Source organism: Nocardioides psychrotolerans (assembly GCF_943371775.1).
GTDB lineage: Bacteria > Actinomycetota > Actinomycetes > Propionibacteriales > Nocardioidaceae > Nocardioides > Nocardioides psychrotolerans_A.
Genome location: NZ_CALRWD010000067.1, coordinates 1 through 26601 on the forward strand (window position 1 = coordinate 1; position 26601 = coordinate 26601).

27 protein-coding genes are annotated in these 26601 nt (G+C 71.8%); 9 read left to right on the plus strand and 18 right to left on the minus strand.

Annotated features, from left to right (window positions below; genetic code table 11):
* Positions 1–311: 311 nt before the first annotated feature.
* The 10 genes from AAG827_RS16840 to argC are packed head-to-tail and all read right to left on the minus strand — an operon-like array spanning position 312 to position 10039.
* Positions 312–923, minus strand: coding sequence for a DNA-3-methyladenine glycosylase (locus AAG827_RS16840; RefSeq protein WP_341927333.1), 612 nt, complete (start codon positions 921–923; stop codon positions 312–314).
* On the minus strand, positions 907–2331 hold the full coding sequence (gene argH / locus AAG827_RS16845) for an argininosuccinate lyase (protein ID WP_341927334.1): 1425 nt from the start codon (positions 2329–2331) through the stop codon (positions 907–909). The genes AAG827_RS16840 and argH overlap by 17 nt, the downstream gene beginning before the upstream one ends.
* Entirely contained in the window at positions 2331–3761 is a 1431-nt protein-coding gene (argG, locus tag AAG827_RS16850; protein ID WP_341927335.1) for an argininosuccinate synthase, read from the minus strand. Before argG ends, argH begins: the two co-directional genes overlap by 1 nt.
* A complete protein-coding gene (locus AAG827_RS16855) occupies positions 3758–4324 on the minus strand; it encodes an arginine repressor (protein ID WP_341927336.1) in 567 nt (188 codons plus the stop codon). The genes argG and AAG827_RS16855 overlap by 4 nt, the downstream gene beginning before the upstream one ends.
* Positions 4321–5250, minus strand: a complete 930-nt coding sequence (argF, locus tag AAG827_RS16860; RefSeq protein WP_341927337.1) for an ornithine carbamoyltransferase — start codon at positions 5248–5250, stop codon at positions 4321–4323. The genes AAG827_RS16855 and argF overlap by 4 nt, the downstream gene beginning before the upstream one ends.
* On the minus strand, positions 5247–6434 hold the full coding sequence (locus tag AAG827_RS16865) for an acetylornithine transaminase (protein WP_341927338.1): 1188 nt from the start codon (positions 6432–6434) through the stop codon (positions 5247–5249). Before AAG827_RS16865 ends, argF begins: the two co-directional genes overlap by 4 nt.
* Positions 6431–7381: an acetylglutamate kinase gene (gene argB / locus AAG827_RS16870; protein WP_341927339.1), complete on the minus strand. Its 951-nt coding sequence runs from the start codon at positions 7379–7381 to the stop codon at positions 6431–6433. The genes AAG827_RS16865 and argB overlap by 4 nt, the downstream gene beginning before the upstream one ends.
* Positions 7378–8529 (minus strand): bifunctional glutamate N-acetyltransferase/amino-acid acetyltransferase ArgJ, encoded by a 1152-nt coding sequence (gene argJ, locus AAG827_RS16875; protein ID WP_341927340.1) that lies wholly within the window; start codon positions 8527–8529, stop codon positions 7378–7380. Before argJ ends, argB begins: the two co-directional genes overlap by 4 nt.
* The gene (locus AAG827_RS16880) at positions 8526–9014 is read right to left on the minus strand and encodes an ACT domain-containing protein (RefSeq protein ID WP_341927341.1); all 489 of its coding nucleotides are present in this window, start codon (positions 9012–9014) and stop codon (positions 8526–8528) included. Before AAG827_RS16880 ends, argJ begins: the two co-directional genes overlap by 4 nt.
* Positions 9011–10039, minus strand: a complete 1029-nt coding sequence (gene argC / locus AAG827_RS16885; RefSeq protein WP_341927342.1) for an N-acetyl-gamma-glutamyl-phosphate reductase — start codon at positions 10037–10039, stop codon at positions 9011–9013. Before argC ends, AAG827_RS16880 begins: the two co-directional genes overlap by 4 nt.
* A 92-nt stretch (positions 10040–10131) precedes the next feature.
* Here argC and AAG827_RS16890 point away from each other — a divergent pair, with 92 nt between their 5' ends.
* Together AAG827_RS16890 and mgrA are read left to right on the plus strand one after the other, a co-directional pair.
* Positions 10132–10926 (plus strand): maleylpyruvate isomerase family mycothiol-dependent enzyme, encoded by a 795-nt coding sequence (locus tag AAG827_RS16890; RefSeq protein ID WP_341927343.1) that lies wholly within the window; start codon positions 10132–10134, stop codon positions 10924–10926.
* Positions 10927–10938: 12 nt separating this feature from the next.
* Positions 10939–11985, plus strand: coding sequence for an L-glyceraldehyde 3-phosphate reductase (mgrA, locus tag AAG827_RS16895; RefSeq protein ID WP_341927344.1), 1047 nt, complete (start codon positions 10939–10941; stop codon positions 11983–11985).
* Positions 11986–12000: 15 nt separating this feature from the next.
* Here mgrA and pheT read toward each other — a convergent pair whose 3' ends face one another.
* From pheT to AAG827_RS16910, 3 genes are read right to left on the minus strand one after another with little or no spacing between them, the layout of a single operon-like run.
* Entirely contained in the window at positions 12001–14481 is a 2481-nt protein-coding gene (pheT, locus tag AAG827_RS16900; protein WP_341927345.1) for a phenylalanine--tRNA ligase subunit beta, read from the minus strand.
* Positions 14478–15575 (minus strand): phenylalanine--tRNA ligase subunit alpha, encoded by a 1098-nt coding sequence (pheS, locus tag AAG827_RS16905; RefSeq protein WP_341927346.1) that lies wholly within the window; start codon positions 15573–15575, stop codon positions 14478–14480. The genes pheT and pheS overlap by 4 nt, the downstream gene beginning before the upstream one ends.
* Before the next feature lie 34 nt (positions 15576–15609).
* Positions 15610–16674 (minus strand): HAMP domain-containing sensor histidine kinase, encoded by a 1065-nt coding sequence (locus AAG827_RS16910; RefSeq protein ID WP_341927347.1) that lies wholly within the window; start codon positions 16672–16674, stop codon positions 15610–15612.
* 162 nt (positions 16675–16836) lie between these two features.
* On the opposite strand from AAG827_RS16910, the gene AAG827_RS16915 reads away from it, so the two are divergent.
* Positions 16837–18471 carry a hypothetical protein gene (locus tag AAG827_RS16915; RefSeq protein ID WP_341927348.1) on the plus strand — a complete coding sequence of 545 codons (1635 nt, stop codon included), beginning with the start codon at positions 16837–16839 and terminating at the stop codon, positions 18469–18471.
* Here AAG827_RS16915 and AAG827_RS16920 read toward each other — a convergent pair.
* The 5 genes from AAG827_RS16920 to AAG827_RS16940 all read right to left on the minus strand — a co-directional run bounded on the left by AAG827_RS16920 (position 18468) and on the right by AAG827_RS16940 (position 21531).
* Complete coding sequence (locus tag AAG827_RS16920) at positions 18468–19265, minus strand: RNA methyltransferase (protein WP_341927349.1); 798 nt, start codon at positions 19263–19265, stop codon at positions 18468–18470. The two genes, AAG827_RS16915 and AAG827_RS16920, sit on opposite strands and share 4 nt — an antisense overlap.
* A gap of 20 nt (positions 19266–19285) precedes the next feature.
* Positions 19286–19678: a 50S ribosomal protein L20 gene (rplT, locus tag AAG827_RS16925; RefSeq protein ID WP_309649352.1), complete on the minus strand. Its 393-nt coding sequence runs from the start codon at positions 19676–19678 to the stop codon at positions 19286–19288.
* A 72-nt stretch (positions 19679–19750) separates the two neighbouring features.
* Positions 19751–19945 carry a 50S ribosomal protein L35 gene (gene rpmI, locus AAG827_RS16930; RefSeq protein WP_309649353.1) on the minus strand — a complete coding sequence of 65 codons (195 nt, stop codon included), beginning with the start codon at positions 19943–19945 and terminating at the stop codon, positions 19751–19753.
* Positions 19946–20028: 83 nt separating this feature from the next.
* Positions 20029–20742, minus strand: coding sequence for a translation initiation factor IF-3 (gene infC, locus AAG827_RS16935; protein WP_341927350.1), 714 nt, complete (start codon positions 20740–20742; stop codon positions 20029–20031).
* A 282-nt stretch (positions 20743–21024) separates the two neighbouring features.
* Positions 21025–21531 (minus strand): SseB family protein, encoded by a 507-nt coding sequence (locus AAG827_RS16940; RefSeq protein ID WP_341927351.1) that lies wholly within the window; start codon positions 21529–21531, stop codon positions 21025–21027.
* A gap of 121 nt (positions 21532–21652) precedes the next feature.
* Between AAG827_RS16940 and AAG827_RS16945 the strand changes: the two genes are divergently transcribed.
* From AAG827_RS16945 to AAG827_RS16970, 6 genes are all read left to right on the plus strand, one after another.
* On the plus strand, positions 21653–22486 hold the full coding sequence (locus AAG827_RS16945) for an ABC transporter permease (RefSeq protein ID WP_341927352.1): 834 nt from the start codon (positions 21653–21655) through the stop codon (positions 22484–22486).
* Positions 22474–23277 (plus strand): ABC transporter ATP-binding protein, encoded by an 804-nt coding sequence (locus AAG827_RS16950; RefSeq protein WP_341927353.1) that lies wholly within the window; start codon positions 22474–22476, stop codon positions 23275–23277. The genes AAG827_RS16945 and AAG827_RS16950 overlap by 13 nt, the downstream gene beginning before the upstream one ends.
* The gene (locus AAG827_RS16955) at positions 23274–24326 is read left to right on the plus strand and encodes an ABC transporter substrate-binding protein (protein WP_341927354.1); all 1053 of its coding nucleotides are present in this window, start codon (positions 23274–23276) and stop codon (positions 24324–24326) included. Before AAG827_RS16950 ends, AAG827_RS16955 begins: the two co-directional genes overlap by 4 nt.
* Positions 24323–25486, plus strand: coding sequence for an LLM class flavin-dependent oxidoreductase (locus tag AAG827_RS16960; RefSeq protein ID WP_341927355.1), 1164 nt, complete (start codon positions 24323–24325; stop codon positions 25484–25486). Before AAG827_RS16955 ends, AAG827_RS16960 begins: the two co-directional genes overlap by 4 nt.
* 63 nt (positions 25487–25549) lie before the next feature.
* Positions 25550–25966 (plus strand): hypothetical protein, encoded by a 417-nt coding sequence (locus AAG827_RS16965; RefSeq protein ID WP_341927356.1) that lies wholly within the window; start codon positions 25550–25552, stop codon positions 25964–25966.
* A 5-nt stretch (positions 25967–25971) separates the two neighbouring features.
* Positions 25972–26601: alanine racemase (locus AAG827_RS16970; protein WP_341927357.1), on the plus strand; the 630-nt coding region annotated here is incomplete at its 3' end.

Here is a 26601-nt window from a genome sequence, read left to right on the forward strand (position 1 = left end):
AAACTGACAATTGCCAGAATCATTAACTGCCGAAAAAACAAACCCACAAACAATTAAGATGAGGGCATACAAACTAATTCATCGACTATGACACACTGTTGAGTTCTCAAAGATCAGACGCACACCAGACTTAACTCTTGCGAGCTAGCCCGGGGCTTTTCGCTTCACCACATGGTTTCACACCGGAGTTTCTAGTTCAACCTGAGGGCTGAACGTGGACTCCGGTGAGAGTCATGGGTGGCCACCTCGGGGCCGGAAACCCGACCGCTTCCGGTCTTGTTTCCCGCCGCTCCCCGGCGACTTGGAGAACATTACGTGTCTCCTGGGCGACCGTCAACTCGGGGGGTGGCGGCAGCCCGGTAGCGCGACACCGAGGGCTCCCCTGGCAGGAAGAAACGCCAGGTCAGCGTGGGTGCGAGACGCACACCGACGCGTGCGGAGGTCGCGTGGACCAGTCCCCTCGACGCCGCCTCCAGGTGACACGGCCCGTCCAGCAGGCTGGTCCCGTCGAGCTCCAGACCGATGCCGAGCGCCCGGCACAGGTTGCCCGGACCGCGTGCGAGCTCGTGGTCCGACACCCCTGCACGGCGCTCACGAGCGCGCGAGCGACCTGCGACGACCTCGCCGGCGCGCACCAGGACGGCCGCCGGGTCGCCGAGTGCACCGGTCACCACGTTGGCGCAGGTGTGCATCCCGTAGATCCGGTAGCAGTAGAGGCTCCCGGGAGCGCCGAACATGCTGGCGTTGCGCGTGGTGCGCCCGCGCGCAGCGTGGGAGGCGGGGTCGTCGGCGCCGCCGTAGGCCTCCACCTCGGTGATGCGCACCGCGACGTCGCCGTGGCTCAGCACCGCTCCGAGCAGACGGGCCGCCACCTCCTGGACGGGCGCCGCCAGCAGGGCACTCAGGTCAGGAGAGTCGCTCACGCTGGTGGTGCACCCGTGCGGTGAGCTCCTCGAGCTGCTCGCGGACCCGGTCGGGAGCGGTGCCCCCGCGCCCGCTGCGGGACGACACCGAGCCCTCGACGGTCAGGACGTCGCGCACGCCGGGGGTCAGGGTGGGCGAGATCGCCGCGAACTGCTCGTCGGTCAGCTGGTGCAGGTCGATGTCGAGCTCCTCGCACCGGCGCACGCACGCGCCTGCGACCTCGTGGGCGATGCGGAAGGGCGTCCCCTCACGGACCAGCCACTCGGCGATGTCGGTGGCCAAGGAGAAGCCCTGGGGGGCCAGCTCGGCCAGGCGCGCGGTGTTGAACCTCAGCGTGGCGACCATCCCGGTGAAGGCGGGCAGCAGGACCTCGAGGGTGTCGATGGAGTCGAAGACCGGCTCCTTGTCCTCCTGGAGGTCGCGGTTGTAGGCCAGCGGAAGTGCCTTGAGGGTCGCCATCAGGCCTGCCAGGTTGCCGATCAGGCGACCGGCCTTGCCCCGGGCGAGCTCGGCGATATCCGGGTTCTTCTTCTGCGGCATGATGCTCGAGCCCGTCGACCAGGAGTCGTGCAGCGTCACGAAGTCGAACTCCCGCGTCGACCAGAGGATGACCTCCTCCGCCAGACGGCTGACGTCGACGCCGACCTGGGCGGTGACGTAGGCCAGCTCCGCGACGAAGTCGCGCGCGGAGGTGCCGTCGATCGAGTTGGCCGAGGAGCCGGTGAAGCCGAGCTCGTCGGCGACCCCGGTAGGGTCGAGCCCGAGGCTGGAGCCGGCGAGCGCACCGGAGCCGTAGGGCGAGTCCCCTGCGACACGCGCGTCCCAGTCGGCGATCCGGTCGACGTCGCGCACCAACGGCCACGCGTGCGCGAGCAGGTGGTGGGCCAGGAGGACCGGCTGCGCGTGCTGGAGGTGCGTGCGCCCCGGCATGACGACATCGAGGTGGTCTCGCGCCTGGGTGGCGAGGACCTCGACGAGGTCGAGCACCTGGCCGGCGACGATCCGAGCGTGGTCGCGCAGGAACATCTTGAACAACGTGGCGATCTGGTCGTTGCGGCTGCGGCCGGCCCGGATGCGGCCGCCGGTGTCGGCACCCACCTCCTCGAGCAGCAGCCGCTCCAGGGCGCCGTGCACGTCCTCGTCGCTGGGGTCGGGCTGGAGGGTGCCTGCCGCGAACCGCTCCCCCAGCACGTCCAGCCCCCGCAGCAGCTCGGTGAGCGCCGCGTCGCTGAGCAGCCCGGCACGGTGCAGCGCCCGGGCGTGGGCCCGCGACCCGGCGAGGTCGTAGGGCGCCAGCCGCCAGTCGAAGTGGGTGGAGCGCGACAGGGCCTCGAGCTCCGGCGACGGGCCTCCGGCGAACCGGCCGCCCCAGAGCTTGCCCTCGTTGGTGGTGCCGCTCTCCCCCATCAGTCGGTCCCGGACTCCATCGCGGCGTAGTCGAGCGCCTCGTCGTCGGCGTCGCGCGCGGAGGGGTTGTCGGTGATGCGCTCCGCGCCACCGGCAGGGAGCTCGCCGAAGAGGGTGCCGTTCTCGACCAGCACCTGGCCCTGGTCGAGCGGCTGCGCGGCGTACATCTCGAGCTTGGCGCGCGAGTCGGCGATGTCCAGGTTGCGCATCGTGAGCTGCCCGATGCGGTCGGTGGGTCCGAAGGCGGCGTTGTCGGTGCGCTCCATCGAGAGCTTGTCGGGGTGGTAGGAGAACGCCGGTCCGGCGGTGCGCAGGACGGTGTAGTCCTCGCCGCGACGCAGTCGCAGCGTGACCTCGCCGGTGACCAGCGAGGCGATCCAGCGCTGGATGGCCTCGCGCATCATCAGCGCCTGTGGGTCGAGCCAGCGGCCCTCGTACATCAACCGGCCCAGGCGGCGGCCCTCGGCGTGGTAGTTGGCGATGGTGTCCTCGTTGTGCACCGCGTTGACCAGGCGCTCGTAGGCGATCCAGAGCAGCGCCATGCCGGGCGCCTCGTAGATGCCGCGCGACTTGGCCTCGATGATGCGGTTCTCGATCTGGTCGGACATGCCGAGCCCGTGCCGCCCACCGATGGTGTTGGCCTCGTGCACCAGCGCGACCGCGTCGGAGTACGTCGTGCCGTCGATGGCGACCGGGCGGCCCGCCTCGAAGCGGATGGTGACGTCCTCGGTGGCGATGTCGACGCTGGGGTCCCAGAACTTCACGCCCATGATCGGCTCGACGGTCTCGAGCGAGACGTCGAGGTGCTCGAGCGTCTTGGCCTCGTGGGTGGCGCCCCAGATGTTGGCGTCGGTGGAGTAGGCCTTCTCCTTGCTGTCGCGGTAGGGCAGACCACGCTCGGTGAGCCACTGGCTCATCTCGGTGCGGCCGCCGAGCTCGTGGACGAAGGCGGCGTCGAGCCACGGCTTGTAGATGCGCAGGTCGGGGTTGGCGAGCAGGCCGTAGCGGTAGAACCGCTCGATGTCGTTGCCCTTGAAGGTCGAGCCGTCGCCCCAGATGTCGACGCCGTCCTCGTGCATGGCGCGCACCAGCATGGTGCCGGTGACGGCCCGGCCCAGGGGCGTGGTGTTGAAGTAGGTGCGCGAGCCGGATCGGATGTGGAACGCACCGCAGGCCAGGGCTGCGAGGCCCTCCTCGACCAGCTGGGGCCGGCAGTCGACGGACCTGGCCAGCTCGGCACCGTAGGCCAGCGCCCGGCCGGGGACGCCCGAGATGTCGGGCTCGTCGTACTGGCCGATGTCGGCGGTGTAGGTGCAGGGGATCGCACCCTTCTCGCGCATCCAGGCGACGGCGACGGAGGTGTCGAGGCCACCGGAGAACGCGATGCCGACGCGCTCGCCGACGGGGAGGGAGGTCAGGACCTTGCTCACGAGGATTCCTTCAGGTGCGAGGTGGCCGAGTGGAGATCGACCGTGGGGGTGGACTGGTGGACGTCGGCCAGGGCCAGGAAGCGACGGGCCAGGTCGGCCCCGCCGTCCGGGTTGCGGCTGATGACGAGAACGGTGTCGTCGCCGGCGATGGTGCCGAGGACGTCGGGCAGCTCGGCCCGGTCGAAGGCCGAGGCCAGGAACTGCGCGGCACCGGGGGGCGTGCGCAGGACGACGAGGTTGGCCGAGGAGTCGGCGCTGACGAGCAGCTCGCTGCACAGCCGCGAGAGGCGCTGCACGGCTGCCTGGGTCTCCCCCGGCGCCGAGGGCCGACGGTCGCCACCCTCGCCGGGCACGGCGTAGACGAGCGGGCCGGAGGTCGAGCGCACCTTGACCGCGTCGAGCTCGACGAGGTCACGCGAGAGGGTCGCCTGGGTGACGTGGACGCCGTCGGCTGCGAGGAGATCGGCGAGCTCGCCCTGGGAGTGCACCTCGTGGTGCGTCACGAGCTCGATGATCAGCTGGTGCCGGGCGTTCTTGGTCGTCGGACGCATCGCCTCGGTCATGGCGCACCCGAGGCCCCGAGCAGGAAGACGAGCGCCGCCTTCTGGGCGTGACGCCTGTTCTCGGCCTCGTCCCAGACCACCGAGCGGGGGCCGTCCAGGACGTCGGCGGCGATCTCCTTGCCGCGGTAGGCCGGGAGGCAGTGCATGACGATCGCGTCGGCGTCGGCATGGGCGAGCAGCTCGTCGGTCACCGACCAGGGAGCGAACGCCGCCTCGCGGGCGGCCGCCTCGTCCTCCTTGCCCATGGAGACCCAGGTGTCGGTCACCACGACGTCGGCGCCCGTCACGGCGACGACGGGGTCGGCCTCGCCCCGCACCGATCCCCCGGTGGTGGCCGCGATCGCGGCCGCGCGGGCGAACATCGACTCCTCGGGGAGGTAGCCCTCGGGGCCGCTGAGGACGACGTGCATGCCCGCGGTCGCCCCCGCGAGGAGCCAGGAGTTGCCCATGTTGCAGGCCGCGTCGCCGACGAAGGCGACCCGGAGCCCGGCGAGGTCGCCCTTGTGCTCCTGGATGGTCATCAGGTCGGCGAGCAGCTGGCACGGGTGGAAGTCGTCGGTCAGGGCGTTGACGACCGGGACCCCGGCGTAGGCCGCCATCTCCTCGAGCTTGGCCTGCGCGTAGGTGCGCCAGACGACCACGGCCGCCTGGCGACCCAGGATCCGGGCGACGTCGGCGACCGACTCGCGCACCCCGATGCCGGCGAGGTGGCCGTCGACCAGCATCGCGTGCCCGCCGAGCTCGACGACCCCGGCGGCGAACGACGACTGGGTGCGCAGGGTCGGCTTGTCGAAGATCATCGCCACGGTGTGGGGACCCGCCAGGGGCTGGGCGCTGAAGGGCGCGGCCTTCAGCTCAGCGGCGAGACGCAGCACCTGCGCCTGCTCGTCGGGGCTGAGGTCGTCGTCGGCGAGGAGGTGCCTCATGACTCGGCCGCCATGGCGTCGTCGAGGAGCGTCGGCCAGATCTGGAGGAAGGCGTCCAGGTCGGCGTCGGTGATCACCAGGGGCGGGGCGAAGCGGATGCGGTCGGGGCCGGTGGCGTTGATGATCCAGCCGGCTTCCTGCGCCGCCGCCACGACGGCCGGGGCCACGCCTCGGGCGAGCGTCAGGCCCACCAGGACGCCGACACCGCGGACCTCGAGGACCCGCGAGTCCTCGCGCAAGACTGCGCGGAGGCGCTCACCGACCGCGGCAGCACGGGCGAGGAGACCCTCCTCCTCGATCGTGGCCAGCACGGCCAGCGCAGCGGCACAGGAGAGCGGGTTGCCCCCGAAGGTGGTGCCGTGGTTGCCGGGCTCGAACAGGGTGGCCGCACGGCCGAAGCCGATCAGCGCACCGATCGGCAGGCCCCCGCCCAGCCCCTTGGCCAGGGTGACGATGTCGGGGACGACGCCGGAGGGGTGGCTGGCCAGCCAGGTGCCGGTGCGACCCATCCCGCTCTGCACCTCGTCGAGCCACAGCAGGGCGCCGTGGCGCGCGGTGATCTCGCGGGCGGCGACGAGGAAGTCGGTGGGGGCGACGTTGACGCCCGCCTCCCCCTGCAGCGGCTCGATCACCACGGCGGCGGTCTCGTCGGTCACCGCGGCCGCCAGGGCCTCGGTGTCGGCGAAGGGCACCCAGGTCACGTGGCCGGGAAGCGGCTCGAACGGAGCGCGGTAGGCGGCCTTGGAGGTGAGCGCGAGCGCGCCCATGGTGCGGCCGTGGAAGGCGTCCTCCATGGCGACGACGTGGGTGCGCCCGGTCAGGCGGGTGAGCTTGAGGGCTCCCTCGTTGGCCTCCGCGCCGGAGTTGCAGAAGAACACCCGACCGTCGGCGCCGTCGACCGCCGTCACGGTCAGCAGACGCTCCGCGAGCTCGACCTGCTGGGGGGTGGTGAAGAAGTTGGAGACGTGGCTCAGGGTCGAGACCTGCTGCGTCACCGCCGCGACCAGGGCCGGGTGGGCGTGGCCGAGCGTGTTGACGGCGATGCCGCCGAGGAGGTCGACGTACTCCTTGCCGTCGGAGTCCCACACGTGGGCGCCCTCGCCGCGGACCAGGGTCAGCTTGGGCGGGCCGAAGGTGTTCATCAGCGAGGCGGCGTAGCGCTCGGCCCAGGTGGCCGCGGTCATGCGGAGGTCTCCCGCGCCTTGCGGGTCTTGGTCTCGACGCCGGGCAGCACCTGGGTGCCGACACCCTCCTGGGTGAAGAGCTCCAGGATCACCGCGTGCAGCTGACGCCCGTCGACGACGGTCGCGCGCTTGACGCCCCCGCGAACGGCCTCGAGGCACGCCTTCATCTTCGGGACCATGCCGCTGGCCAGGCTCGGCAGGAGCTGCTCGAGGGACTCGGGACTGATCTCGCCGATGACGTCGTCGGAGCTGGGCCAGTCGAGGTAGAGGCCCTCGACGTCGGTGAGCACCAGGAGCTTCTCGGCCCCCAGGGCGACCGCGAGCGAGGCGGCCGCCAGATCGGCGTTGACGTTGTGGACCTGGCCGTCGATGTCGGGGGCGACGCTGGAGACGACCGGGATCCGGCCGGCCTCGATGAGGTCGAGCACCGACTCGGGGCGCACGCTGGCGACCTCGCCGACGAGGCCGAGGTCGACCTCCTCGCCGTCGACGATGGTGTTGGTCTGCTCGGCGGTGAACAACCCGGCGTCCTCGCCGGAGAGCCCGACCGCGAGCGGTCCGTGCTCGTTGATCAGCCCGACCAGCTCGCGCTGGACCTGGCCGACGAGCACCATCCGCACGACCTCCATCGCCTCGGGCGTGGTGACGCGCAGCCCGCCCTTGAACTCCGACTCGATGCCGAGCTTGTCGAGCATCCGGGAGATCTGGGGGCCGCCGCCGTGCACGACGACGGGCTTGAAGCCCGCGAAGCGCAGGAACGCGATGTCCTCGGCGAAGGCGCGCTTGAGGGTGTCGTCGGTCATGGCGTTGCCGCCGTACTTCACCACGACGATCTTGCCGTGGTAGGCCTTGAGCCACGGGAGGGCTCCGGCCAGGACCAGGGCCTTGGCGGGGTCGGGCTTGCCAGGCTGCTTCTCGGGCTGCTTCTCGGGCGTCAGGTCAGTCATGAGCTGTAGGCACTGTTCTCGTGGACGTAGGCGTGGGTCAGGTCGTTGGTCCAGACGGTCGCGCGGGCGTCGCCGGACTTGAGGTCGATGGTCACGCTGACCTCGCGGGGCTCGAGGTCGACCAGGGCGGGGTCCTCGGCCGGGGTGGACTGCCGGCAGACCCAGACGCCGTTCATGGCCACGTCGAGGTCGGCCGGGTCGAAGGCCGCCTGCGTGGTGCCGATGCTGGCCAGGACGCGGCCCCAGTTGGGGTCCTTGCCGAAAACGGCGGCCTTGAAGAGGTTGCTGCGGGCGACGCTGCGGCCGCACTCGACGGCCTCGTCCTCGCTCACGGCGTTGAGCACGGTGATCGCGATCTCGTGGTCGGCACCCTCGGCGTCACGCAGGAGCTGCATCGCCAGGTCGGTGCAGGCCTGGGTCAGGGCCTCGGTGAAGTCCGGCAGGGACGGCGTGATGCCGCTGGCGCCGCTGGCCATGACCGTCACCGTGTCGTTGGTCGACATGCAGCCGTCGGAGTCGAGCCGGTCGAAGCTGACCCGGGTCGCGGCACGCAGCGCCTGGTCCAGGTCGGCGGCCGGGACGACGGCGTCGGTGGTGAGGACGACCAGCATGGTGGCCAGCTGGGGCGCGAGCATGCCGGCGCCCTTGGCCATGCCGCCGATCGACCAGCCGGCGCCCTCGACGACGACCTGCTTGCTCACCGAGTCGGTGGTCATGATGGCCTCGGCCGCGGCGTCGCCGCCGTCGGCCGCGAGGGCTGCGTGGGCGGCGTCGACACCGGCGAGCAGGTCGTCACGGTCGTTGGCGAGGCCGATCAGCCCGGTCGAGCAGACGACCACGTCGCCGGCACCGATGCCGACGCGCGTGGCGACCCGCTCGGCGACCGCGTGCGTGGTCTGGAAGCCGTCGGGGCCCGTGTAGCAGTTGGCGCCGCCGGAGTTGAGGACGACCGCGCGGACGACGCCGTCCTTGACGACCTCCTGGCTCCACAGGATCGGGTTGGCCTTGCAGCGGTTGGCGGTGAAGACGCTGGCGGAGTCGAAGGTGGGGCCGTCGTTGACGACAAGGGCGAGGTCCTTGGCGCCGGTGGACTTGAGTCCTGCGGCGACACCGGCGGCGCGGAAGCCGGCGGGCGAGGTGATGGTCATGAGCGTTTCTTCCGGGGAGGCGTGACGGGGACGGCGAGGTCGACGGTGTGCCCTCGTCGTCGCCAGGCCTCGGCCGCAACCTCGGCCTTGGCGACCGGCACCAGGATCCAGTCGGTCTCGTAGGTCGAGATCGTGAAGACACTCAGCTCGGCCTCGGCCAGCGGGACCAGCAGCTCGGCGAGCACGCCGACCATCGTCAGGTCGAGCTGGCCCATCACGGCGAACGCGGTCAGGCCCTTGTGGGCGACCTGCTTGGTCGGCACGTTGCGCCCGGCGCAGATCAGGGAGGTCTCGGTCGCGGTCGCGGTGATCGAGAAGAGCGAGGACGACTCGGCCCACTCGGGGATCTCCGCGCCCGGCGGGAGCTTGACGATCGCGAGCTTCTCGGGGAACTGCTGGAGCGTGAAGGTCACCGACGCCGTCGGCTCCTCGGGCTCGGTCCCGCTCGGGGCGGCTGTCTCGTCGGTGCTCTGGCCTTCGGTCATGGTGCGATCCCAACGGTGGTGAGGCCCAGGCCCTCGGAGAGGCCCAGGGCGAGGTTCATGCACTGTACGGCGGCGCCGCCGGTGCCCTTGGCGAGGTTGTCGACTGCTCCGACGGCGACGAGCCGGCCGGCCGCGGCGTCGACGGTGACCTGGAGGTGGACGGCGTTGGAGCCGGTCACGGACTGCGTCTGCGGCCACTGCCCCTCGGGCAGGACGTGCACGAAGGGCTCGTCGGCGTAGAAGCGGGTGTAGACCTCGTGGGCCTGCTCGGCGCTCACGTCACCGCGCAGCGCGGCCGAGCAGGTGGCGAGGATGCCGCGCGACATCGGGACGAGCAGCGGGGTGAAGCTCACGCTGACGGTGCCCTCGACGAGGCGGGAAAGGTTCTGGGTGATCTCGGGGGTGTGCCGGTGCCCGCCACCCACGCCGTAGGCGCTCGCGTTGCCCATGATCTCGCTGCCGAGCAGGTGCGTCTTGGCGGCCTTGCCGGCGCCGCTGGTGCCGGACGCGGCGACCACGACCACGTCGGGGTCGACGAGTCCCTCGGCGACGGCGGGGGCCAGCGAGAGGGTCGAGACCGTGGGGTAGCAGCCGGGGACGGCGATGCGGGTGGCGCTGGCGAGGACCTCGCGCTGACCGGGCAGCTCGGGCAGGCCGTAGGGCCAGGTGCCGGCATGGGTGCCGCCGTAGAACTGCTCCCACACGGCCGCGTCCTCGAGCCGGAAGTCGGCGCCGCAGTCGATGACGACGGTGCTCTCGGGGAGCTGGGCGGCGATCTCGCCGGACTGGCCGTGGGGCAGGGCGAGGAAGACGACGTCGTGACCGGACAGCGTCTCGAGGTCCGTCACCTCGAGGCGGCGCCCGGCGAGGGGCACGAGGTGGGGCTGGAGCCGGCCCAGCAGCTCGCCCGCGTTGGAGCCGGCGGTGAGCGCGCCGATCTCGACCTCGGGGTGCCCGAGGAGGAGCCGGAGCACCTCTCCACCGGCATACCCACTGGCACCGGCTACCGCGACTGAGACCGTCATGTGCATGACTATACATAACTCTGCATGATCATGTGGAGTGGGGGCCGAACAACGGGATGGCGGGTGTCGGCGCCGCGACCTAGGTTCGACGCATGACGCGTCTGGACCCCTCGACCTACCTCGACCACCTGCGCCGTGAGTCGGCGCGCTTCCGTGAGGTTCTCACGGACTGCGACCCGCGGGCCAGGGTGCCGGCCTGCCCGGACTGGGACGCCGACGACCTGCTCTGGCACCTGGCGGAGGTCCAGTGGTTCTGGGCGCGCACCGTGCGCGCACGTCCCGCTGCCCCCGACGAGGACGCGGCGCGCGTGGAGCGGCCGACCTCGCGGATCGAGCTGATCGCGCACTTCGACGACTCGTCGACCGACCTGCTGGCCGAGCTCGAGGCGGCCGACCCGGCCGAGCCGGCGTGGTCGTGGGCACCGGAGCAGACCGTGGGCTTCACCTTCCGGCGCCAGGCGCACGAGGCGCTGATCCACCGCCTCGACGCCGAGCAGACCGCCGGGACGGTCACGCCGCTCGACCCGGCGCTGGCGGCCGACGGCGTCGCGGAGCTCCTCGACGTCATGTATGGCGGCGAGGCGCCGGAGTGGGGACGCTTCGAGGCGTCGCAGCACCTGGTCAGGGTCGCGTTGACCGACGTGGGCACCGACCTGTGGGTGCGACCGGGCCTCTTCTTCGGCACCGATCCCGAGTCCCGCAAGAACTACGACAGCGCCCACCTGGTGCTGACGGACCCCGGCGAGGCGTCCGCGACCGTGAGCGGCCGCGCCGCCGACGTCGACGCGTGGCTCTGGAAGCGCCGCGACGACAGCGACATCACCGTCGAGGGCGAGCGGGCGGCGTACGACGCCCTCCTCGCGGCCGTCAGCCCGCCGCTGGACTGACAGGATCGGCGCATGACGACCCCGCCGCCCTACCTGGCCGCCGCCGACCGCTACGAGTCCCACGCCTATCGCCGCTGCGGTCGCTCCGGGCTCAAGCTGCCCGCGGTCTCGCTGGGCCTGTGGCACAACTTCGGCGACGACAAGCCGCTCGAGACCCAGCGCGCGATCCTGCGCCACGCCTTCGACCGCGGCGTCACCCACTTCGACCTCGCCAACAACTACGGACCGCCCTACGGGTCAGCGGAGAGCAACTTCGGTCGGATCTTCCGCGACGACTTCCGCCCCTACCGCGACGAGCTGGTCATCTCGACGAAGGCCGGCTACGACATGTGGCCGGGACCCTACGGCGAGTGGGGGTCGCGCAAGTACCTCCTCGCGTCGCTCGACCAGAGCCTGGCGCGCATGGGGCTCGACCACGTCGACATCTTCTACAGCCACCGCTTCGACCCCGAGACCCCGCTCGAGGAGACGATGGGGGCGCTCGCGACCGCGGTGCAGTCGGGCCGGGCGACCTATGCCGGGATCTCGTCCTACTCCGCGGAGCGCACCCGCGAGGCCGCCGGGCTGCTGCGGCAGATGGGGGTGCCGCTGCTGATCCACCAGCCGTCGTACTCCATGTTGAACCGCTGGGTGGAGGACGGCGACCCGTCGCTGCTGGACGTGCTCGAGGAGGAGGGCGTCGGCTGCATCGCGTTCTCCCCGCTGGCCCAGGGGATGCTGACCGACCGCTACCTCGACGGGATCCCCGAGGACTCGCGGGCGGCCCAGGGCAAGTCGCTCGACCCGGCGCTGCTGAGCGAGCAGTCCCTGGCGCACGTGCGCCACCTCCACGAGGTCGCCCAGGAGCGCGGCCAGTCGCTGGCCCAGCTCGCCCTGGCCTGGGTCCTGCGCGACCCGCGGGTGACCTCGGTGCTGATCGGCGCGAGCAGCGTCGCCCAGCTCGACGACAACCTCGCGGTGCTGGACCGGCTCGAGATCGCCGACGCGGAGCTCGACGTCATCGAGCAGCACGCCGTCGACTCCGGCATCAACCTGTGGTCTGCCTCGTCGGACGCGTGAGCGCAGGGGCGGTCGTCAGCGCTGGACCGCCCCGCACCTCTCGGCGGCCACGGCGACCGCGGCGTCGCGGGCGGCGCTGGTCTCCTCCTCGGTGAGCGTGCGGTCGGGCGCCCGGAAGCGCAGGGCGAAGGCGAGGGACTTGCGCCCCTCGCCCACCTGGTCCCCGGTGAAGACGTCGAAGAGCCGGATCGACTCGAGCAGCTCGCCCGCGCCCTCGCGCAGTGCCACCAGGACATCGGCCGCGGCCACGGAGTCGTCGACGACGAGCGCGACGTCCTCCTTGGCGACCGGGAACGACGAGAGCTCGGGGCCGGTCACGACGTCGACCGCCACGCCCATCAGCAGGTCGAGGTCGATCTCGAGGGCGGCGCTGCGCGGGGGCAGCCCGAAGGCCTTGCAGACCTTGGGGTGCAGCTCCCCCGCGTGACCGAGGTCGAGGTCGCCGACCGACAGGCGGGCGCACCGGCCGGGGTGCCACGGCGCGCGGACGGCCGAGCGGACGTCGAGGTCGACGCCCAGGTCGTCGGCGAGTCGGCGCGCGACGGCGATGGCGTCGGCCCAGCCGCTGGTGCGACCGGTGCCCCACCAGCCGGTCCGCTCGCTCTCGCCGGCCAGCACGACCGCGAGGTGGAGCGGCTGGAGCGGCAGCGTCTCGAGGAGCTTCGCGAGCTCGTCAGGGTCGGGGCGCCGGTCGACCCTGAAGATCGGGGCCGGCCCCCGGTCGACCGGGAACGCGACCGTGCCGGTCTCGAAGAGCGACACCCCGGGCGCACCGCGGCCGATGTTGCGGGCAGCCGCCTTGAGCAACCCGGGGAGCAGGGTCGTGGTGTAGGACGGCTCCTCCGACGAGATCGGGTTGGCGATGCGGACCGTGTGCCGCAGCTCGTCGTCGGCAGGCAGGCCGAGCGCGTCGAACGCGGCGTCGCCGACGAAGGGGAAGCTGATCACCTCGACGCACCCGGCGCCGGCGAGCAGCCGACCGACACGTCGGCGCAGTCGCTGCTCGCGGCTCAGGCCGCGACCGGCCGCCTCGCGAGGCAGCACGGACGGGACCTGGTCGTAGCCGACCACCCGGGCCACCTCCTCGACGAGGTCGTAGGGGTCGGTGAGGTCGGGGCGCCACGTTGGGGCGGTGGCACTGAGCACCTCGGTGTCGCGCACCACGGTGCAGCCCACGGCCTCGAGGTGCCCCACGACGGTGTCGGCGTCGATCTCGATGCCGGTGATCCGTGCGGGGAGGTCGTAGGCCATGGTGATGGACGGCGCGGCCGGCGGGGTGCCGACGACGGTGACGCCCTGCTCGGCCGTGCCGCCGCCGTGGGCGACGAGGAGCTCGACCACGCGGTCGGCGGCGGCCTCGCACACCACGGGGTCGACGCCGCGCTCGTTGCGCTTGCCGGCCTCGGAGGTCAGCTTGTGGCGCTTGCCCGTGCGGAACATCGAGGTGGCGTCCCAGTGCGCCGACTCGACCAGGATCCGGGTCGTCGTCGACGACATCTCGGTGGACTCCCCGCCCATGACGCCGCCGAGGCCGATGATCCCGGAGTCGTCGGTGACGACGAGGTCCTCGGGCGACAGCGCGCGGTCGGTGCCGTCGAGCGTGGTGAGCCGCTCGCCGGCCTGGGCGCGGCGGACGCGGATCGCCCCCGTGAGCTTGTCGGCGTCGTAGCCGTGGATCGGGCGGCCGATCTCGAGCATGACGTAGTTGGTGACGTCGACGGCCAGCGAGATCGGGCGCATCCCGGCCTGGGTGAGGCGGCGCACCATCCAGTCGGGCGTGGGAGCGGTCGGGTCGACGCCGCTCACGGTGCGCGCCACGAAGACCGGGCAGCCGTGCGGGTCGTCGATGACGACCGGGTGCCCAGCCCCGTCGGCCGCCGGGACGGAGCGGTCGGCCGGGTCACGGAACGGCGCGTCGTAGGCGAGCGCCGCGTCGCGGGCCACGCCACGCAGCGAGAGTGCGTAGGCGCGGTCGGGGTTGATCTCGAACTCGATGACCTCGTCGGAGAGGCCCAGCACGCCGAAGGCGTCCTCGCCCGGCTCACCGGCGTCGGCCGGCAGCACGATGATGCCGTCGTGGTCCTCGCCCAGGCCGAGCTCGCGCGAGGAGCAGATCATGCCGGCGGAGAGGTGGCCGTAGGTCTTGCGGGCGGAGATCGCGAAGTCGCCCGGGAGCACGCCCCCGGGCAGGACGCAGACGACCAGGTCGCCGGGCGCGAAGTTGTGCGCCCCACAGACGATGCCCTGCGGCTCGCCGGTGCCGTTGGCGTCACCGACGTCGACGGTGCACCAGTTGATGGTCTTGCCGTTCTTCTGCGGCTCGGGCTCCATCGTGAGCACGCGGCCGATCACCAGCGGGCCGGTGATCTGGTCGCCGGGCTTCTCGATCGCCTCGAGCTTGAGCCCGAGGGCGGTCAGCCGGGCGGCGAGCTGCTCGGTCGTGACGTCGGCCGGCAGGTCGACGTAGTCCCTGATCCAGGAGACGGAGGTCTTCACAGGTCGCTCCCGAAGGTCGTGGTGAAGCGGATGTCGCCCTCGAAGAAGCCGCGGAGGTCCTCGACGCCGTGACGGAACATCAGCGTGCGGTCGATGCCCATGCCGAAGGCGAAGCCGCTGTAGCGCTCGCTGTCGACGCCGCAGGCGGCCAGCACCCGCGGGTTGACGACGCCACAGCCGCCCCACTCGATCCAGCCCTCGCCGCGGCAGGTGCGGCAGCTCTCGCTGTCGATCCCACGGCACACGAAGCAGATCAGGTCGACCTCGGCGCTGGGCTCGGTGAAGGGGAAGTACGACGGGCGGAAGCGCGTGGTGATGCCCTCGCCGAACATCTGGGTGGCGAAGTGGTCGAGCGTGCCCTTGAGGTGGGCCATGGAGATGCCCTCGTCGATCGCGAGCCCCTCGACCTGGTGGAAGACCGGGCTGTGCGTGGCGTCGTACTCGTCGGTGCGGAAGACCCGGCCGGGGCACACGACGTAGATCGGCGGCGTGCGCGTGAGCATGGTGCGCGCCTGGACCGGTGAGGTGTGGGTGCGCAGGACCATCGCGTTGTCGGACGGGTCGGTCCAGAACGTGTCCTGCATGGTGCGCGCCGGGTGGTCGGGACCGAGGTTGAGCGCGTCGAAGTTGAGCCACTCGGCCTCGAGGACGGGGCCCTCGGCGACCTCCCAGCCCATCGCGACGAAGATGTCGGCGATCAGCTCGGAGCCGGTGGTGATCGGGTGGCGCGCGCCGGCGGGCAGACGGTCGGTCGGGAGCGTGACGTCGACGGTCTCCTCGACCAGCATCCGCTCCTCGTGCTCGGCCTCGAGCACCTGCTGGCGGGCGGCGAACGCCTGGTTGACCGTGCCGCGGGCCTGGCCGATCCGTTGACCGGCGTCCTTGCGCGCCTGGGGCGGCAGCGCGCCGATCTCGCGGTTGGCCAGGGCCAGCGGCGAGCGGTCGCCGGCGTGGTCGGTGCGGGCCTGCTTGAGCGCCTCGAGGTCGCTCGCCGCGGCGATCGCCGCCAGGGCGGCGTCGCGGGCTGCCTCGACCTCTTCGGGCTGCAAGGTGCTGACCTCCACGGGGTCGTAGTCGGTATTGGGTCCTGACACGGGGCCAAGTCTAGGAAGACCCGGCCCCGGCCGCTCAGCGGGGACCGGTGCGGTCCTCGGCGGGCCAGGTCAGGACCAGCCGGGCGCCGCCACCGGGGGCGTCGTCGATGACGACGGTGCCGCCGTGGGAGCGCACCAGGCCGTTGACGAGGTAGAGCCCGAGGCCGGAGCCGCCGCGCACGCCGCCGCGCCAGAACTTGGTGAACACGCGCCGCCGCAGCTCCTCGGGGATGCCGGCGCCCTCGTCGTCGACCACGAGCCTCACCCCGGCGAACTCGGCGGTCGGGGGCAGCGGGGCCAGCGTCACGCGGACGGTGCCCTCGCCGTGGCGCACGCCGTTCTCGATCAGGTTGGTGACGACCTGGGTGAACTTGTCGGGGTCGACGCTGATCTCGGGCAGGTCACCGTCGCCGACCAGCTCGATCGGGCGCGAGGTGCCGGCCTGCACGGAGTCGACGATGCGCTGCACCAGCACGGTCGCGTCGGAGGGCCGGGGATAGAGCTGGAGCCGACCGGTGTCGATGCGGGCCACGTCGAGAAGCTCCGCGATCAACCGGCTGAGCCGGTCGGAGTCGGCGCTGACCGTGGTCAGCATCAGCTTCTTCTGGTCGTCGCTCAGCTTGTCCCAGCGGTTGAGGAGTGCCTGGACGAAGCCCTTGACCCCGGTGAGGGGCGAGCGGAGCTCGTGGGCGACCGTGGCGACGAGGTCGGAGCGCTCCCGGTCGAGACGGGCGCGGCCCCGTCCCGAGCGCAGGGTCACCGCCACGCGGGACACCGGGTCGCGCAAGGACTCGCGGTGAAGACGGGCGGCCACCAGGACCTCGGTGCCGTCGGGCAGCAGCCAGGGCTGCTCGGGCACGGCGGTGCGTGTCGCCAGCCCGTCGTACGGCGTGTTGCAGGCGTGCCAGGCCTGGCCGTCCTGGTCCTGGAGCGCGAGGACCTCGCCCAGCGGGCGGCCGACCAGCTCGGCCGGTGCCGCTCCGAGCATCCGCCCGGCGACGCTCGAGACGAGGACCACGACACCGTCGGCATCAGCGACCACGACACCGTCGGGCAGGGCGTCGGCCAGCTCCTGCGCGCTCTCGATGCTCCCGGTCACGGGTGCACCCTACGAGGCGCCCTGCTGGATGCCCGGCCTCGTGCGGCCTGGCGCTGGGCATCACGGGCGGGTAACGATGGGGGTTCGGCGCGAACACCTCGCCGGATCCAGGCGTCGGTCCCTGCGACACCCGATCTCGAACGCCTCTCGGAGGAGACACCCATGCGTCCAGGAACCACGCGGGTCCTCGCGGCCCTGATCACCGCCGCCGTCGTCGGCACGGGGATCGACGCGATGGCGACCGACTCCCCCCCGCGCGCGTCGTCGTACGCCGCCGACACGGCGCCCGCGTCCTACCGCTACCTGAAGGCCCGGGTCTTCCGCGCCCCCGGTCTGGGGACGATCGCCGTCGGGGCAGCTACGCCGCGCCGCGTGATGGTGCAGCGGCTCGACGAGGCCAGCGGCACCTGGACCGAGCCGCGGCTGCTCTTCCTCGGCACCGACGGGGTGACCTGTGGCGACATCTCAGGGCGCGCCTCGGCGGGCGGGGTGGCGTTGCTGCTGGAGTGCGACGCGTCCTACTCGGAGGACCAGGCACCGACCTCCAGCGTCGCGCTCGTCACCCAGGACCTGCGCACGTGGCACCGGAAGGTGCTGCCGGGCGAGGCCTACCGGGATCCCGCCATCTCGCCGGACGGGAGCCAGGCCGTGTGGCCGCTCGGAGGCATCGGTGACGTCGTGCGCTGGAGCAGCGACGCGGGCTTCTCCTCCCGGCTCTCCACGACCTACGACTACGACGGCGGCGGGGGGTCGACGGCAGTCGTCGCCGACGACGGCACGGTCAGCGTGCTGGGCCCCGAGAACGGGGGCGAGGGCTGCGTCGTCGGCGTGCACGAGCGCAGCCCGGACGGTCGGCTGAGCTCCTACCAGGTCGACGGGGTCGACCCCGGCTGCAGCGAGGGCAACCTGGAGAACCGCAACGCGCTCGAGGTCGTGGGGGGCGGGTCCGAACGCGCCTACCGCTTCTCCCTCACGCGGGCCGACACCTCCTCGCGCTGGCAGCTGGGCAGCATCGCCCCGGCGAGCGCCCCCGGCCTGGTCGACTACCGCGGTGCGCCTCGCAGGGCCATCGCCACGTCGTTCTCCGACGTCGCCGGCCAACCGCTCGTCGCCTACGGCTCGCCGGACCGCAGACGGGTCCTCATCCAGCGCTATGACGGGGAGGCCCAGGCGTGGGGCGCCCGCACGCAGGTCTACGACCACGGCTTCCCGGCCTGCGCGGCCGAGGGGACCTTCGGACAGCGCCGCAGCGCCGTGCACGCGATCGCGCTGCACTGCTACCGCGCTCGGCGCGCTGACGGCGACTACCCGCCGAGCACCGAGGGCTACCAGACCGCGCCGACCTTCCAGCTGCAGGCACTGCTCAGTGTCGACGGCGTGGACTGGCGCACCGTCGACCTGGCGGGGCACCCCCTGGGCCGATCGGCCGACCGCAGGCTGGTCGCCGCGCCCGGTCTCCGGTCGACGACGATCGTGTCGTCGACCGGGATCGTGGTGCTGCCCGTTCGGGCTCCGGCGCCCTGCGGCTTCGTCCACCCGATCGGGCCCCGGCAGCTGCTGCGCCTGCACGGGTCGGCCGGCTCCGACTGGCCGCGCCTGCTGCAGCGCCTCGACGGCGACCGCTGGCGCACCATCCAGCGGGTGCGGATGCCCCTCGAGGGCTCCTGCACGAAGGTCCGCTCGATCGAGGACTTCTTCCCCGCGAGCTATCTGCTCTCGGGCCAGGGTGCGCGCGTCGCGCTGCGCGTCGTGCGCCGAGACGGTGCGTGGCGGGTGGTGCGGGTCGGCGGGTCCTAGCGCGCGCGCTGGGCGGTGGCGGAGGCGTAGAGGCAGAGCGCGGCGGCGGTGGAGAGGTTGAGGCTCTCGGCGCGGCCGTGGATCGGGATCGCCACCCGGTGATCGGCGAGGGCCGCCAGGTCGTCGGGCAGTCCCCACGCCTCGTTGCCGAAGAGCCAGGCGGTGGGCTGCGTCAGCAGGTCGCCGGCCTCGTAGAGGTCGACGTCTCCCCCACCGTCGGCCGCGAGCACGACGAGCCCGGCAGCCTTCGCGGCCCGCACGGCCGCCGTGGCGTCGGGCTCGACGGCGAGCGGCAGGTGGAACAGGCTGCCGACGCTGGCACGCACGGTCTTGGGGTTGTAGGGGTCGACCGAGCTGCCGGCCATGACGACCAGGTCGGCACCGGCGGCGTCGGCGCTGCGGATGACCGTGCCGGCGTTGCCGGGGTCACGCACGTCGGCGCACAGCGCGACCAGCCGCAGTGCGGGGTCGAGCAGGTGCTCCAGCGGACGGTCGAGGAAACGGCAGACCGCGACCACACCGGCCGGGCTGACGCTGTCGCTGAGCGAGGCCAGCGCGCGCTCGTCGACGAGGGTCCACACCGGAGCCGCAGCGACGAGGTCGGCGTGCTGGTCGGTGGCGGCGGGGGTCGCGAAGACCTCCACCACGCACCCGGGGCGCGAGAGCGCCCCCTCGACGGCCTTCGGGCCGTCGGCGAGGAACAGCCGCCGCTCGGAGCGGTCCGAGCGGCGGCTGAGCTTGCGCGTGTCCTTGACCCGGCTGTTCCCTGCGGTGAGGGACGAGCCCGGGGTCACGGACTGCGCGTCGTGCGAGGTCAGGCGGACGCCTCGGCCTTGGGCGCGTTGACGTCCTCGGGCAGCGCGGCCTTGGCGGTCTCGACGAGCGCGTTGAACGTGGCGATGTCGTTGACGGCCAAGTCAGCCAGGATCTTGCGGTCGACCTCGACACCAGCGAGGTTGAGGCCCTGGATGAAGCGGTTGTAGGTCATGCCCTGCGCACGCGCGGCGGCGTTGATGCGCTGGATCCACAGCTTGCGGAAGTTGCCCTTGTTCTTGCGGCGGTCGTTGTAGCTGTAGACCAGGGAGTGGGTGACCTGCTCCTTGGCCTTGCGGTAGAGACGCGAGCGCTGGCCGCGGTAGCCCGCTGCGCGCTCGAGGGTGGTACGACGCTTCTTCTGGGCGTTCACTGCCCTCTTGACGCGTGCCATGGTGGTACTCCTTGATGCTCGTGCTCAGTGGTCAGAGTCCTGCTCGACCATCGAAATGGGGGTGGACGAGGGTCAGATGCCGAGCATCTTCTTGGCGCGCTTGGTGTCGGCCTTGGCGACCACCACCGTGCCGGTCAGGCGGCGCGTCACCTTGGAGGGCTTCTTCTCCAGGTTGTGGCGCTTGCCCGCCTTCTCGCGAAGGATCTTGCCGGTGCCCGTCACGCGGAAGCGCTTGCCGGCACCGGAGTGGCTCTTGTTCTTCGGCATCTCAATCTCTTTCTTGTCGGTCGTGGTCACGCACGCGTGACCACCGATCGGCGGTCAGGGCCGGCACGGGGCCGGTCCGGGTCTCAGGCCTCGATCTCGGGATCGAGGTTCTCGGAGCGGCCGCGCTCCTTCTTCTGCGCGACCGGTCCTGCGGCGTGGGCGGCGTCGCGCTCGGCCTTCTCGGCGTCCACGACGGCAGCACGCTCGGCCATCTTGGTCTCCTTCTCGGCGAGCATGTCGACCTTGGCGTCGGCCTTCTTCTTGTGCGGGCCGAGCACCATGATCATGTTGCGGCCGTCCTGCTTGGGCGAGGACTCGACGAAGCCCAGCTCCGTGACGTCCTCGGCCAGGCGCTGCAGCAACCGGAAGCCCAGCTCGGGACGGTGCTGCTCGCGACCGCGGAACATGATCGTGATCTTGACCTTGTCGCCCGCGCGGAGGAACCGCACGACGTGACCCTTCTTGGTCTCGTAGTCGTGCGCGTCGATCTTGGGACGAAGCTTCATCTCCTTGATGATGACGTTCGTCTGGTTCCGGCGCGCCTCACGGGCCTTCTGGGCGTTCTCGTACTTGAACTTCCCGTAGTCCATGAGCTTGCACACGGGCGGCTTGCCCTGGGGGGCGATCTCGACGAGGTCGAGGTCTGCCTCCTGGGCCAGCTTGAGGGCCTGGTCGGTCGGCACGATGCCGACCGTCTCTCCGTTGGGACCGACGAGGCGGACCTCGGGTACCCGGATCCGCTCGTTGATACGAAGCTCGGTGCTGATGTGTCCTCCAGTGTGTTCGGGATCGGGCACCGCCACAAATGAAGAACGGCTCCCGCTTGCTCAAGCGGAAGCCAGTCACGACACGTCGCCAGGGGCGACGCGACTCCGAGTGCCAGGGAAACTGCGCCGAGAAGAAATCTCTCGGCACGAGGGCCAAGGCCTTCGGGACCGGACCCGACGACCTGGTTCGGTCGATGCGGGTGGGAGACGTGTGGTGCTTGATCTCCGCTTGTGTGATCGGTCCGGCAAGCCGGACTGATCGGTCAACACCTGATCCTAGTCGACGATCCCTCTGGGATCCCAATCAGGGCGTCAGGAGTCCTCCGCGGGACGGAGCCAGGCGGAGCGGCCGGCGACGGTCGTGAGCTGCCACTGCGCCGCGACGCCCTTCAGGTCGTCACCCTCCACCACGAAGCTGACCGGCCCTGCGACGTCGACCACGAGCGCGGCGGCACCCTCCTGGAGAGCGGCCTGCGCGGCCATCGCCGAGGTGACCGGGACGGGCCTGGCCTCGGGGTCCCACGCGGCGAGGGAGTCGGTGCCGGTGAAGGCCAGCATCGCGACGCGTCCGTCAGCGCCCTCGAGCATCACCGCGGCCATGTCGCTGGTCTTGTCGTGGGCCAGACCGGCCTCGTCGACCTCCACCTCGCCCAGGACGGCGACCACGGGCACGAGCAGGCGCCCCCCGGCCAGGACGGCGAGGGCGTCGGCGTAGCGCGCCGGGGACGCGGCGTACGCCGTCAGGGCGTCGCGCAGTGCGGGGTCGGGCTCACCGGCGTCACCCGGGAAGCCGGGTCCAGCGAGGCGGCGGTCGGTCATGGAGGCCATTGTGCCGGAGGGGCGTCGGTCGCCCCTCGTCAGCACGACGGTGAAGGACATCACGACTTAAGTCGAGTGTCTGAGTTGATTTAATTGTGTTTGGTGACTAGACATGTCCACCATGTCCACCAGCACCCTCGACGTCCCCGGCGCCCTGGCGGCGCCACCTCCCCCCACCACGCCTCCACGGCGCCGGACGACCGGCGGCTCCCGTCTGTCCTTCCTGCGCCGCTGGATCTCCCCGGTCGCCCTGGTCGGCCTGTGGCAGCTGGCGAGCGTCAGCGGCGTGCTCGAGGAGAGGAAGCTGGCCGCGCCGTCGCAGATCTTCGCCACGGCCGTCGAGCTGATCGCCGACGGCACGCTCGGCCCGGCGACCTTGGTCTCGCTGCAGCGCGTCGGGTTCGGCTTCGCCATCGGAGCCGGCGTCGGCCTGGTGCTGGCGGTGATCGCCGGCCTCAACCGCGTGGGCAACGACTCCGTCGACCCGATCATGCAGATGCTGCGCACGCTGCCCCACTTCGGCCTGATCCCGCTCTTCATCATCTGGATGGGGGTCGGCGAGGCGCCCAAGGTCGCGCTGATCGCGATGGGCGTGGCGTTCCCGCTCTACCTCAACACGTTGGCCGGGATCGGGGGCATCGACACCAAGATGCTCGACGCCGCCCGGTCGATGAACCTCACCTGGGGCCAGCGGCTGCGTCACGTGGTCATCCCCGGCGCGCTCCCCCAGACCCTGACCGGCCTGCGCCAGAGCCTCGGCATCGCTTGGCTCTCCCTCATCGTCGCCGAGACCATCTCGGCCAGCTCCGGGCTCGGCTACACGATCAACCTGGCCCGCGAGTTCCAGCGCACCGACATCGTCGTCGTCGGCCTGGCCGTCTACTCGATCCTCGGCCTCGTCACCGACGCCATCGTCCGCAACCTCGAGAGAAGGGCCCTCGCATGGCGCTCCTGACGTCCACCCCGTCCACGACCGACCCCGACCTGGTCGCCCGCGTCCGCTCGCACAGCCGCTCCTTCGGTGACACCCACGTCCTGCGCTCGGTCGACCTCGACATCGCACCCGGCGAGTTCGTGGCCCTGCTCGGACGCTCCGGGTGCGGCAAGTCCACCCTGCTGCGCAGCCTGGCGCGCCTCGACAAGGCTCCGCCCGAGGAGGTGCAGGTCAACGGCCGCAGCTCGGTCGCCTTCCAGGAGCCCCGGCTGCTGCCGTGGCGCCGGGTGCAGGAGAACGTCGAGCTCGCGCTGCTCAACACCCCCGAGCGCCGCTCCCGCGCCGAGCTGGCCGAGAAGACGCTCGCCGAGGTCGGCCTCGCCGAGAAGCTCGACGCCTGGCCGCTGCAGCTCTCCGGTGGCCAGGCCCAGCGGGTGTCCCTGGCCCGGGCCCTGGTCAGCAACCCGTCGCTGCTGCTCCTCGACGAGCCGTTCAGCGCCCTCGACGCCCTGACCCGCATCGAGATGCACCAGCTCGTGATCGAGCTGTGGCGCCGTCACTCGATGGCCGTGCTGATCGTGACGCACGACGTCGACGAGGCGCTGGCACTGGCCGACCGGCTGATCCTCATCGACGAGGGCCGCCTCGCCCACACCTGGCACGTCACGCTGCCGCGCTCGGACCGGGCGCCGTCACAGCCCGAGATCGCGGAGACCCGCGCCGAGGTCATGCGCGCCCTGGGCGTGCGCCCCACCCCGCCCAACCCGAACCGCAACCCCCTCAAGAACCGCACCGAGCAAGGAGCAGCATGAACCGCCGCAGCATCCGTCCCCCCGCCCGTCGTACGCGCCTGACCGGACTGGTCGCGACCGGACTGGTCGCTGCCCTCGCGCTGTCCGCCTGCGGCGGCGACGCCACCGGCAACGAGGGCGCCGTCAACGACGACGGCTCGGTCGACCTCTCGGAGGTCACGCTCATCGTCGGCGACCAGAAGGGCGGCTCCAAGGCGCTGCTCCAGGCCTCGGGCCTGCTCGACGAGCTGCCCTACGAGGTGCAGTGGCAGGAGTTCACCTCCGGTCCCCCGCTCCTCGAGGCGCTCGGTGCCGGCTCGCTGCACGTCGGCGGCGTCGGCAACACCCCGCCGCTCTTCGCCGCCGCGGCGAAGAGCGAGCTGAAGGTCGTCCAGGCGGCGACGTACGGCGGTCTCGGCGACGCGATCGTCGTGCCGGCCGACTCCGACATCGACGAGGTCTCCGACCTGGAGGGCGGCAACATCGCCGTCGCGCAGGGCAGCTCGGCCAACTACAACCTGCTGGCCCAGCTCCAGGAGGCCGGCGTCGCCTACTCCGACGTCGAGATCCAGAACCTCCAGCCGGCCGATGCGCTGGCCGCCTTCAGCGCCGGTCACATCGACGCCTGGGCCATCTGGGAGCCGTTCACCTCGCAGGCCGAGATCGAGGAGGACGCCACGGTCATCGCCGACGGCGCCGAGCTCGCCAACGGCTACACCTTCCAGGTCGCCTCGGACGAGGCCCTCGCCGACCCGGCGACCACGGCTGCGCTCGAGGACTACCTCGCCAGGATCGCCGAGGCACAGGTGTGGTCCTCCACGCACAAGGAGGAGTGGGCGAAGGTCTGGGCCGACGAGACCGGCCTGCCCGAGGACGTGACGCTCGCGGCCGTGATGAAGCGCGACATCCAGGTGGTGCCCGTCGACCAGGAGGTCATCGAGTCCGAGCAGCAGATGGCCGACGCCTTCGTCGCCAACGATCTGCTGCCGGAGGCCTTCGACGTGACGCCGTTCTTCATCGGCGACTTCAACGAGTTCACCGCCGAGTTCACCGCCGGGAGCCAGGGATGAGCCTCGACCTGCACTGGTTCCTGCCCACGTCCGGCGACAGCCGGTCGCTGGTCGGCGCAGGCCAGGGCGTCCCCGGCTCGGTGCAGCTCGGCCTTGGCGAGACGCTGACCCACGGCTTCCGGGCCCCGACGATCGACTACCTCGCCGATGTCGCCCGGACCGCGGAGAAGCTCGGCTTCACCGGCGTGCTGACCCCGACGGGCACCTTCTGCGAGGACGCGTGGCTCGTCACGGCGGCGCTGCTGCGCGAGACCAGCCGGCTGAAGTTCCTCGTCGCCTTCCGTCCGGGCGTCATCAACCCGGTCCTGGCGGCCCAGATGGCCGCGGCCTACCAGCGGATCTCCGACGGACGACTGATGCTCAACGTGGTCACCGGTGGCGAGCCGCGCGAGCAGGCCCGCTTCGGCGACACCGCCTCCAAGGCCGAGCGCTATGCCCGCACCGAGGAGTTCCTCTCGGTGGTGCGCGGCACGTGGAGCAACGCCCCCTTCGACTTCGACGGCGAGCACTTCTCGGTCGAGGGGGCCATGGTCAGCGGTGACCTCGACCCCGTGCCGCCGATCTACTTCGGTGGCTCGTCCGGTCCGGCCGGGCCGGTCGCGGCCAAGCACGCGGACGTCTACCTCACGTGGGGCGAGCCTCCCGAGCTCGTGCGCGAGAAGATCGCCTGGATGCGTGACCTGGCCGCAGCACAGGGCCGGACCCTGCGCTTCGGGCTGCGCGTCCACACCCTCTCCCGCGACACCAGCGAAGCCGCGTGGGCACACGCCCAGTGGCTGCTGGACCACCTCGACCCGACGGTCGTGGCGAAGGCACAGGAGGCGCTGCGCGCCAGCGAGTCGACGGGGCAGCAGCGGATGCTCGCGCTGCGCGGCGGCGACCCCACGTCGTACGCCTCGGCGCGCGAGCTGGAGGTCTCGCCCAACCTCTGGTCGGGCGTCGGCCTGGTGCGAGGCGGTGCCGGCACCTCGCTCGTCGGCAGCCACCAGGAGGTCGCCGACCGGATCGAGGACTACCACCGGATCGGCATCGACGAGTTCATCCTGTCGGGCTACCCGCACGTGGAGGAGGCCTACTGGTTCGCCGAGGGCGTCATGCCGCTGCTGCGGGCCAAGGGGATCTACGGCGAGCAGGACGCCCGCGTCGCCGTGCCCGCCTGACGTCGGCCGCCTGGGCGGGCCAGCCTGCCGGGCGCTCCCCCGTGCGTGTGCCACCCTGGGGTGGTGGACGACGTGACGTGGGGAGCGCTCACGCTGACGCTCACCCTCCTGGGAGGGATCTGGACCTGGTACGCCTACCAGCGCCGGGGGCTGCCCGCGGCGCTGAAGGGCGCCGGGATCACCCTGCTGCCGCTCGCGGCCTACCTCACCAAGTCGCTGCAGATGCTGACCCGCATCGTCGACGCGGTCGCAGACTGGGCCACGACGCTGGTCTTCAGCCCGTTCGTCTGGCTCGGCGTGATCACCGCGGGCGTCGCGGTCGTGCTCTTCGGCGCCGGTCGCGCCCTGGAGCGCCGCCGCGGGGGCACCCCGCCTGCCGTCGCTGCCGGAGCGAAGCCGCCCCGCGGCCGCGGGAAGCCCGCCATCGACGACGACCTCGACGAGATCGAGGCCTTGCTGCGCAAGCGCGGCATCAGCTGATGGCGATGCCCGCTGCTGCCGACTCATCCTCGTTCGTCGAGCGCAACCGGCTCTGGGCGCGGCTGGGCGCCGCCGTCGTCGCGCTCGAGGAGCCGCTGTCCACGCCCCTGATGGTGGTGGACCTCGACGCGTTCGACGCGAACGCCGACGACCTGGTGCGCCGGGCCGCCGGCACCCCGATCCGGGTGGCGTCCAAGTCGGTCCGGGTGCCGGCCCTGCTGCGGCGGGTCCTCGACCGCGACGGCTTCCGGGGCGTGCTCGCCTACACGCTCGCCGAGGCGCTGTGGCTCGAGGAGCAGGAGGTGACCGACGACGTGCTCGTGGCCTACCCCACCGTGGACCGGGCCGCCCTGAAGCGCCTGGTCGAGTCGCCCCGCGCGGCCGCCCGCATCACCGTGATGATCGACGACGTCGCCCACCTGGACGTCGTCGACTCCGTGCGGTCCTCCCACGCCGTGCAGGTCCGCGTCGCGATCGATGTCGACGCGGGGCTGCGGGTGGGGCACCAGCACGTCGGACCCAAGCGCTCCCCGCTCCACGACGCGGCGTCGGTGACGCGGCTGGCGCGCACCGTGGTGGCCCGTCCGGGCTTCCGGCTGGTCGGCGCGATGACCTACGAGGGCCAGGTCGCCGGC